Genomic DNA, 9006 nt, shown 5'->3' on the forward strand with positions numbered 1-9006 from the left:
GATCAGACCAGTCGCGCGTCCAGGCTGTTTTGCGCCAGGCGGCGCGCTTGGTCTTCGGTCATGCCCAGGTGGGTATGCAAGGCATGGAAGTTTTCGGTGACGTAGCCGCCGAAGTAGGCCGGGTCGTCAGAGTTGACGGTGACCTTCACCCCGCGTTCGAGCATGTCCAGGATGTTGTGCTGGCTCATGTGGTCGAACACGCAGAGCTTGGTGTTCGACAGCGGGCAGACGGTCAGTGGGATCTGCTCGTCGATGATGCGTTGCATCAGGCGCTCGTCTTCGATGGCGCGTACGCCGTGGTCGATACGCTTGATGTGCAGCAGGTCCAGGGCTTCCCAGATGTATTCAGGCGGGCCTTCTTCACCGGCGTGGGCAACGGCGACAAAGCCTTCGCTGCGGGCGCGGTCGAACACACGCTGGAACTTGCTCGGCGGGTGGCCCATTTCGGAGCTGTCCAGGCCTACGGCAATGAAGGCATCGCGGAACGGCAGTGCCTGGTCCAAGGTCTTGTGCGCTTCGTCTTCGCTGAGGTGGCGCAGGAAGCTAAGGATCAAGCCACTGCTGATGCCCAGTTGGTCCCGGCCATCCTTGAGCGCTTGGTTGATGCCGTTGAGCACCACCTCGAAGGGGATACCGCGGTCTGTGTGGGTTTGCGGGTCGAAGAAGGGTTCGGTGTGGATGACGTTCTGCGCCTTGCACCGTTGCAGGTAAGCCCAGGTCAGGTCGTAGAAGTCTTGCTCGGTACGCAAGACATCCGCGCCTTGGTAATAAAGGTCGAGAAATTCCTGCAGGTTGTTGAAGGCGTAGGCGCTTCGCAAGGTTTCGACATCGTCCCAAGGCAGGGCGATCTTGTTGCGCTCGGCCAGGGCAAACAGCAGCTCGGGCTCCAGCGAACCCTCCAGGTGCAGGTGCAGTTCGGCCTTGGGCAGGGCGTTCAACCAGTCATACATAGTTGGTTATCTCGATCAGGTACGGTTGCCGCCATTCTACAGGGCCTGGCCAGGCATTGCGCCCGGCCAGGCCCTGTGTTGCCTCAACCGGCGATGAGCTGCGCGGCCGCCTGGCGGTGATCGGCGATCAGGCCCTGGATATCCAGGCCTTCGATTTGCCCATCGATGACCCGCCACTGGCCACCGACCATGACTCGGTCGGCGCGGTCGGCGCCGCACAGCAGCAGCGCCGACAGCGGGTCATGGCTGCCAGAGAAGCGCAGTTCGTCGAGCTTGAACAACGCCAGGTCGGCTTGCATGCCGACGGCCAGCTCGCCAATGTCCTGGCGCCCCAGCAGGCGCGCCGAGCCGCGCGTGGCCCAACCCAGGGCACGCTCTGGGGTGATCTGCTCGGCGCCATAGCGCAAGCGCTGCAGGTACAGCGCTTGGCGGCCTTCGAGGATCATGTTGGAGGCGTCGTTGGAGGCCGAACCGTCTACGCCCAGGCCCACGGGGGCACCGGCGGCTTCAAGGTCGACGGTTGGGCAGATGCCCGAGGCCAGGCGCATGTTCGAGCTCGGGCAGTGGCAAATACCGGTGCCGGCCGCGCCCAGACGGGCGATTTCGTCGCCATTGAAGTGGATGCCGTGAGCCAGCCAAGTGCGTGGGCCGAGCCAGCCGACGCTGTCCAGGTAGTCCACGGTGCGCAGGCCGAAACGCTGCAGGCAGAAGTCTTCCTCATCAAGGGTCTCTGCCAGGTGGGTGTGCAGCCGCACGTCCAGTTCCTCGGCAAGCGTGGCACTGGCCCGCATGATCTCGGGCGTGACCGAGAAGGGCGAGCAGGGTGCCAGGGCAATCTGGATCTGCGCACCTTCGCCGCGCTCGTGGTAGCTGTGGATAAGCCGCTGGCTGTCGGCCAGGATCACTTCACCCTGTTGCACCGTTTGCTGGGGTGGCAGGCCGCCGTCGTCTTCGCCAAGGCTCATGGAGCCGCGGGTCAGCATCGCGCGCATGCCCAGCTTGCGCACCACTTCGACTTGCACGTCGATGGCGTTGTCCAGGCCTTGCGGGAACAGGTAATGGTGATCGGCCGCAGTCGTGCAGCCCGACAGCAGCAGTTCAGCCAGTGCCACCTGGCTGGCCAGCGCCAGCTTCGCGGGGGTGAGGCGTGCCCATACCGGGTACAGCGTCTTCAGCCAAGGGAACAGCGGTTGGTTGACCACCGGTGCCCAGGCGCGGGTCAGCGTCTGGTAGAAGTGGTGATGGGTGTTGATCAGGCCGGGGGTTACCACATGTTCGCGGGCATCGAACACTTGGTCGCACGGTTGGCTGGGGCTTTCGCCAAGGGCCAGGAGTTGTGTGATGCGGCCGTCTTCGATGACCAGCCCGCCACGGGCGTCGGCGCCGTTGGCAGTGAAGATGGCAAGGGGGGATTTCAACCAGATACGGGTCGCAGGCATGGTGCCGGCTCCTCTGAAAGTGGGTTCAGGTTAGCCAGCTCAGTGTTGCCCTGTCTGCTGATCCAGGTCCGCCACGGGGGCGAGGCATCGAGTCTACTGCCTCGCCACGCGGCTTTCAATTCACCAGATCAGCGGCTCACCTTTGTAGTTGATGAAGCGCAGGCCGCCATTACCGCTTTGCGCCTTGATCTGTTCGAGCATGCCGCGGGTGCTGGTCAGCACGTCGATCTCGGCATTTTCGCCGCCCATGTCGGTCTTCACCCAGCCGGGGTGCATGGCCAGCACGCAGAGGCCTGGGCGCTGTTGTTCGACGACGAAGCTGTTGATCATCGAGTTCAGGGCCGCCTTGCTGGCTTTGTACAGGCAGACCTCACCGCCGTCCGGGATTGTCACGCTGCCCAGGATCGAGCTCATGAAGGCCAGCACGCCGCTGCCTTCGCGCACCTGGCCAACCAAGCGGCGGGCGACGCGGATGGGGGCCACGGCGTTGGTCATGAACAGGTCGCCGATGTCCTGGTTGCGGACGCTTTCCAGGTCTTGTGGCAGCGGCCCCATGACGCCCGCGTTGACGAATACCAGGTCGAACACTTCGCCTTGTAGGCGTTGCTTCAAACCATCGAGCTGAGCGGTGTCGTTCATCTCCAGCTGTTCGATGCGCACACCGGGAACGTTGGCCAGGGCACCGGCCTTTTGCGGGTCACGCACAGTGGCGATGACGTTCCAGCCATCTTCTTGCAGGCGTTGCACCAGCCCCAGGCCAAGGCCGCGTGAGGCGCCGATGATGAGGGCCGTTCTTGAGTTAGCCATAGGAACATTCCTTTATCGGTATAGGAAAAAGTATTTGAGCATACTGCAGAGTCGCTAACTGTGCCTGCGCTGCAGCTGGTCAAAAAATGATCAATGGCGCCAGGCCGCTTGTAGACGGGCGCTTCGCCTGTTGGCTAACGGGTTATCCACAGGCTGTTCCACAGTTATTGTGTGCAAGCCGAGCGCAATGCCCAGTGCGTAACAATTCCAGGGTTTGGGGATAACTCTCGAGGTTTCAGCTATTTGCGACTGTCATCAAATAGTGATCAAAATATGATCAAAGCTCTGGGGGCCTTGAAACCAATGGGCTGCAAGAGAGTGCCCCAAGCTTATCCACAGGCAGGCCCACAGTTCTTGTGAGCAATGTTCAGCGCGTGCGAACAGTTATTCAGCGCGCTTCCAGCAGGATGCGCCCACGGCTCAGGTCGGCCAGTTGCTGGCGCAAGGGGGCCAGGTGGGCTTCACCGACCGCGATGTGCAGGTCAACGCCATTGGCCGTGAACTGTTCATCCAGCACCAGGCCGTCGACGTCCGCCAGGCGCAGCTTTACCAAGGCCAGTTCGCTGAAGCTGCAACTGCAGGTGTATTCGCTGCGCTGCACCAGCACCCGCTTGGGCGCCTGTTGCAGGCATTTGTTGGCGCCACCGCCATAGGCCCTGGCCAGGCCACCGGTACCCAGTTGGATGCCGCCGTACCAGCGGATCACCAGCACCACCACCTGGTCGCAGTCTTGCGCTTCGATGGCGGCCAGAATAGGGCGCCCGGCGGTGCCGCCCGGTTCGCCGTCATCATTGCTGCGGTATTGCCCGCCAAGCTTCCACGCCCAGCAGTTGTGGGTGGCCGCCAGGTCGCTGTGGCGTTCGATGAAGCTCATCGCCTCGGCAGCACTGGTGATTGGGCCGGCGAGGGTGATGAAGCGGCTTTTGCGGATTTCTTCACGAAACTCGCAGAGGTCGAGCAGGGTAGAAGGCATAAATGGCTGTCAGGCACTCGGCTTGATGCCGCACCCCTTGAGAATGATGTGGATAAGGTTGCTGCTCGCGTCTTCCATGTCTTGCTTGGTCAGGCGGCTGCGGCCAGTGACCTGGCAGATCTGCGTGGCGAAGTCGGCGTAGTGCTGGGTGCTGCCCCAGAGCAGGAAAATCAGGTGCACCGGGTCGACCGGGTCCATCTTGCCTGCTTCGATCCAGGCCTGGAACACTGCGGCCCGGCCACGGAACCACTCGCGGTAGTCGGCGCTGAAGTACTCGTTCAGGCAATTGCCGCCGCTGATCACTTCCATGGCGAAAATGCGCGAGGCTTGCGGGTTGCGCCGCGAGAACTCCATCTTGGTCCGAATGTACTGGCTCAGTGCCTCGCCCGGGTCGTCCTCGACGCTCAAGGCGTTGAAGGTGCTGTCCCACAACTCGATGATGTTGCTGAGCACGGCAATGTACAGGCCCAGCTTGTTGGTGAAGTAATAATGCAGGTTGGCCTTGGGCAACCCTGCCTTCAGCGCGATGGTGTTCATGCTGGTGCCCTTGAAACCATGGCGGGCGAATTCATCTTCGGCGGCCTGGATGATGGCCTGTTCGTTTTTCTGGCGGATGCGGCCGGCGGGCTTGCCCGAGGCGGAGAGGCGATGCGCTGGGACTTCAAGGGTCATGGACGATTCCGTACGGGTCAGTGGCAGCGGCTGTCGGACAAGATTACCTGCCTACGCCGAAGTGACAAGCGTTTGCGTCAGAGACAGGCATCAGCGTGTCGCAGCCAGGCTATCCAGGAAGCTCTCGAGCACCAGGTTCGGCCGCCGCCCTTTGCGCGTCACCCAGCTCAGGCTCAAGTCATAGAAGCGCTGCTGGGGCTTGAGGGCACGCAGCCGGCCTTGCTGCACCCAGAAACTGGCGTAGTGGTCGGGGAGGTAGCCGATGTAGCGGCCCGTCAGGATGAGGAATGCCATGCCTTCGCGGTCCGACGCGCTGGCCGTGCAATGCAGCGCCTGGTAGTGGGCCTGGATATCGGCGGGCAAGCGGAAGGTGGGGGTGATGGCCTCTTGGCTGTTGAGCCGGTCGTCGTCTATCTGTTGGTCGTCGGCATAGAACAGCGGGTGGCCTACTGCGCAATAGAGCAGCGAACGCTCGCTATACAGCGGTTGGTATTCAAGCCCTGAAAGGGCGATGGTCTGCGGCACTACGCCGACATGCAGGCTGCCGTCGAGGACGCCGTGCTCGACTTGGCTGGGCGCGATCATGCGGATGTTGATACGCACATCTGGGCCGCGGTCCTTGAGCTCGGCAAGCGCGTGGGTGATGCGCATGTGCGGCAAGGTCACCAGGTTGTCGGTCAGGCCGATGTTCAACTCGCCACGCAAGTGCTGGTGCAGCCCGTTGACCTCAGTGCGGAAGCTTTCCAGGGCACTGAGCAACTGCAAGGCCGAATGGTAGACCTCGCGGCCTTCCTCGGTCAGTGAGAAACCGGCTCGGCCACGCTGGCACAGGCGCAGGCCGAGGCGTTGCTCCAGGTCGTTCATCTGTTGGCTGATGGCCGAGCGGCCGATCCCGAGCACGTTTTCGGCTGCCGAGAAGCCGCCGCACTCGACGACGCTGCGGTAGATCTTCAACAGGCGAATGTCAAAATCGCTCACTTGGGCGAGTGGGTCGGGGCGTCGGCTCATTAGTTTAGTGTTGCCCTATCTGAAGATTAGAAAAGCAGGCTTTTTCAGACTTTATCGCCGTGCCAATTTAGCCGCAACAAGATCCATCGTTGCCTAATCGTCTTTCGAGGAACCGCCGATGAACATGCCGGAAACCGCTCCCACCGATATCGCCAGCCAGCTCAAGCTGGATGCCCACTGGATGCCCTACACCGCCAACCGCAATTTCCATCGCGACCCACGCCTGATCGTGGCGGCGGAAGGTAACTACCTTGTGGATGACAAGGGGCGCAGGATCTTCGACGCCCTGTCTGGCTTGTGGACCTGCGGGGCCGGGCATACCCGTAAGGAAATCACCGAGGCCGTAGCCCGTCAGGTCGGTACCCTGGATTACTCCCCGGCCTTCCAGTTCGGCCACCCGCTGTCGTTCCAGCTGGCGGAAAAGATCACCGCGCTGACCCCGGGCGATCTGAACCATGTCTTCTATACCAACTCCGGTTCCGAGTGCGCCGATACCGCGCTGAAGATGGTCCGTGCGTACTGGCGCCTGAAAGGCCAGGCGACCAAGACCAAGATCATTGGCCGTGCCCGTGGCTACCATGGCGTGAACATCGCCGGCACCAGCCTGGGTGGCGTGAACGGTAACCGTAAGATGTTCGGCCAGTTGCTGGACGTCGACCACCTGCCTCACACCGTGCTGCCGGTGAACGCGTTCTCCAAGGGCTTGCCAGAGGAGGGCGGCATTGCCCTGGCCGACGAAATGCTCAAGCTGATCGAGCTGCACGACGCCTCCAACATCGCTGCGGTGATTGTCGAACCGCTGGCGGGCTCGGCGGGTGTTCTGCCGCCACCGAAGGGCTACCTCAAGCGCCTGCGCGAGATCTGCACCCAGCACAACATCCTGCTGATCTTCGACGAAGTGATCACCGGCTTCGGCCGTATGGGCGCGATGACCGGGGCTGAAGCCTTCGGCGTGACGCCAGACCTGATGTGCATCGCCAAGCAGGTCACCAACGGCGCCATCCCGATGGGTGCGGTCATTGCCAGCACCGAGATCTATCAAACCTTCATGAATCAGCCGACGCCGGAATACGCGGTGGAGTTCCCCCACGGCTACACCTACTCGGCCCACCCAGTGGCCTGTGCCGCCGGCATTGCCGCACTGGACCTGCTGCAGAAGGAAAGCCTGGTGCAGGCTGCGGCCGAACTGTCGCCGCACTTTGAGAAACTGCTGCACGGGGTTAAAGGCACGAAGAACGTCGTCGATATCCGCAACTATGGCCTGGCCGGCGCGATCCAGATTGCTGCCCGCGACGGCGATGCGATCGTGCGCCCTTATGAAGTGGCGATGAAGTTGTGGAAGGCCGGCTTCTATGTGCGCTTCGGTGGCGACACCCTGCAGTTTGGCCCTACCTTCAATACCCAGCCGCAGGAACTGGACCGCCTGTTCGACGCGGTGGGCGAGACCCTGAACCAGATCGATTGATCGTTGCGATTTTGATGGCAAGCGCGTGAAGTGATCACGCGCTTGTGTCACCCCTCTTTATCTGGAGTTTTGCATGAGCATTGTTCAACACCTGATCAACGGCGAGCTGGTTACCAAGGGTGAGCGCACCGCCGATGTCTTCAATCCGTCCACTGGCCAGGCCGTACGCAAGGTCGAACTGGCCAGCCGTGCGACCGTTCAGGAAGCCATCGATTCGGCCAAGGCTGCCTTCCCAGCCTGGCGCAACACGCCGCCGGCCAAACGTGCCCAGGTGATGTTCCGCTTCAAGCAACTGCTGGAGCAGAACGAAGCCCGCATCTCGCAGATGATCAGCGAAGAGCATGGCAAGACCCTGGAAGACGCTGCAGGCGAGCTGAAGCGTGGTATCGAGAACGTCGAGTTCGCCTGTGCGGCACCTGAAGTGCTCAAGGGCGAGTACAGCCGTAACGTTGGCCCGAACATCGACGCCTGGTCCGACTTCCAGCCGCTGGGTGTGGTCGCCGGTATTACCCCGTTCAACTTCCCGGCCATGGTCCCGCTGTGGATGTACCCGCTGGCCATTGCCTGCGGTAACGCCTTTATCCTGAAACCGTCCGAGCGTGACCCGAGCTCGACCTTGTACATTGCCCAACTGCTGCTGGAAGCCGGCCTGCCTAAAGGCATCCTTAACGTGGTGCATGGCGACAAGGAAGCTGTGGACGCGCTGATCGAGGCTCCGGAAGTGAAAGCGCTGAGCTTTGTCGGCTCGACCCCGATTGCTGAGTACATCTACGCCGAGGGCACTAAGCGCGGCAAACGCGTACAGGCGCTGGGCGGTGCGAAGAACCATGCCGTGCTGATGCCCGATGCCGACCTGGACAACGCTGTCAGCGCGCTGATGGGTGCAGCTTATGGTTCGTGCGGTGAGCGCTGCATGGCGATTTCGGTGGCGGTGTGCGTGGGTGACCAGGTTGCCGATGCACTGATCGCCAAGCTGGAGCCGCAGATCAAGGCACTGAAGATTGGTGCCGGTACTTCGTGTGGCCTGGACATGGGCCCGCTGGTTACCGCTGCTGCCCGCGACAAGGTGGTTGGCTACATCGACGACGGTGTAGCTGCTGGCGCCAAGCTGGTGGTGGATGGCCGTGGCTTGCGCGTTGCAGGTAATGAAGATGGCTACTTCGTGGGTGGCACCCTGTTCGACAAGGTGACCCCGCAGATGCGCATCTATAAAGAAGAGATCTTCGGCCCTGTGCTGTGCGTGGTCCGGGTTAACAGCCTGGAGCAGGCCATGCAGCTGATCAACGATCACGAATATGGCAACGGCACCTGCATCTTTACCCGTGACGGCGAGGCGGCGCGCCTGTTCTGTGACGAGATCGAAGTGGGCATGGTCGGTGTGAACGTGCCGTTGCCGGTGCCGGTGGCGTACCACAGCTTCGGCGGTTGGAAGCGTTCGCTGTTCGGCGACCTGCATGCTTATGGCCCGGATGGGGTGCGTTTCTATACCCGTCGCAAGGCGATCACCCAGCGCTGGCCGCAGCGGGCCAGCCATGAGGCATCGCAGTTTGCGTTCCCTAGCCTTTAAAGCATGAACAAAAGCGGGGAGGCCGGAAGGCCTCCCCGCTTTGTTTTTCAGCTTTATTAAGGTTTCTTGGAATTAAAGGTTGACGGGGTTTCGAATCCCCTTATAATGCGCCCCACTTCCAGCGT

Annotated in this window: 8 protein-coding genes; 2 read left to right on the forward strand and 6 right to left on the reverse strand. The window is 61.8% G+C overall.

Going from position 1 to position 9006, the window contains the following annotated elements:
- Positions 1-2: 2 nt before the first annotated feature.
- The 6 genes from D886_RS0116630 to D886_RS0116655 all read right to left on the reverse strand — a co-directional run bounded on the left by D886_RS0116630 (position 3) and on the right by D886_RS0116655 (position 5849).
- Positions 3-950 (reverse strand): adenosine deaminase, encoded by a 948-nt coding sequence (locus tag D886_RS0116630; RefSeq protein ID WP_027594981.1) that lies wholly within the window; start codon positions 948-950, stop codon positions 3-5.
- An 83-nt stretch (positions 951-1033) separates the two neighbouring features.
- The gene (locus D886_RS0116635) at positions 1034-2389 is read right to left on the reverse strand and encodes an 8-oxoguanine deaminase (RefSeq protein WP_027594982.1); all 1356 of its coding nucleotides are present in this window, start codon (positions 2387-2389) and stop codon (positions 1034-1036) included.
- 120 nt (positions 2390-2509) lie between these two features.
- Positions 2510-3196: an SDR family oxidoreductase gene (locus tag D886_RS0116640; RefSeq protein WP_027594983.1), complete on the reverse strand. Its 687-nt coding sequence runs from the start codon at positions 3194-3196 to the stop codon at positions 2510-2512.
- Between the two features lie 388 nt (positions 3197-3584).
- Positions 3585-4169: a YigZ family protein gene (locus D886_RS0116645; protein WP_027594984.1), complete on the reverse strand. Its 585-nt coding sequence runs from the start codon at positions 4167-4169 to the stop codon at positions 3585-3587.
- Positions 4170-4178: 9 nt separating this feature from the next.
- Positions 4179-4841 carry a TetR/AcrR family transcriptional regulator gene (locus D886_RS0116650; protein WP_027594985.1) on the reverse strand — a complete coding sequence of 221 codons (663 nt, stop codon included), beginning with the start codon at positions 4839-4841 and terminating at the stop codon, positions 4179-4181.
- Positions 4842-4931: 90 nt separating this feature from the next.
- Complete coding sequence (locus D886_RS0116655) at positions 4932-5849, reverse strand: LysR family transcriptional regulator (RefSeq protein WP_027594986.1); 918 nt, start codon at positions 5847-5849, stop codon at positions 4932-4934.
- Between the two features lie 118 nt (positions 5850-5967).
- Here D886_RS0116655 and D886_RS0116660 point away from each other — a divergent pair, with 118 nt between their 5' ends.
- Both D886_RS0116660 and D886_RS0116665 read left to right on the forward strand, forming a co-directional pair.
- The gene (locus D886_RS0116660; RefSeq protein WP_027594987.1) at positions 5968-7314 is read left to right on the forward strand and encodes an aspartate aminotransferase family protein; all 1347 of its coding nucleotides are present in this window, start codon (positions 5968-5970) and stop codon (positions 7312-7314) included.
- 73 nt (positions 7315-7387) lie between these two features.
- On the forward strand, positions 7388-8881 hold the full coding sequence (locus D886_RS0116665) for a CoA-acylating methylmalonate-semialdehyde dehydrogenase (RefSeq protein WP_027594988.1): 1494 nt from the start codon (positions 7388-7390) through the stop codon (positions 8879-8881).
- Positions 8882-9006 lie beyond the last annotated feature (125 nt).

This window comes from Pseudomonas sp. LAIL14HWK12:I7 (assembly GCF_000483465.1).
In the GTDB taxonomy this organism is placed as follows: Bacteria; Pseudomonadota; Gammaproteobacteria; order Pseudomonadales; family Pseudomonadaceae; genus Aquipseudomonas; species Aquipseudomonas kermanshahensis.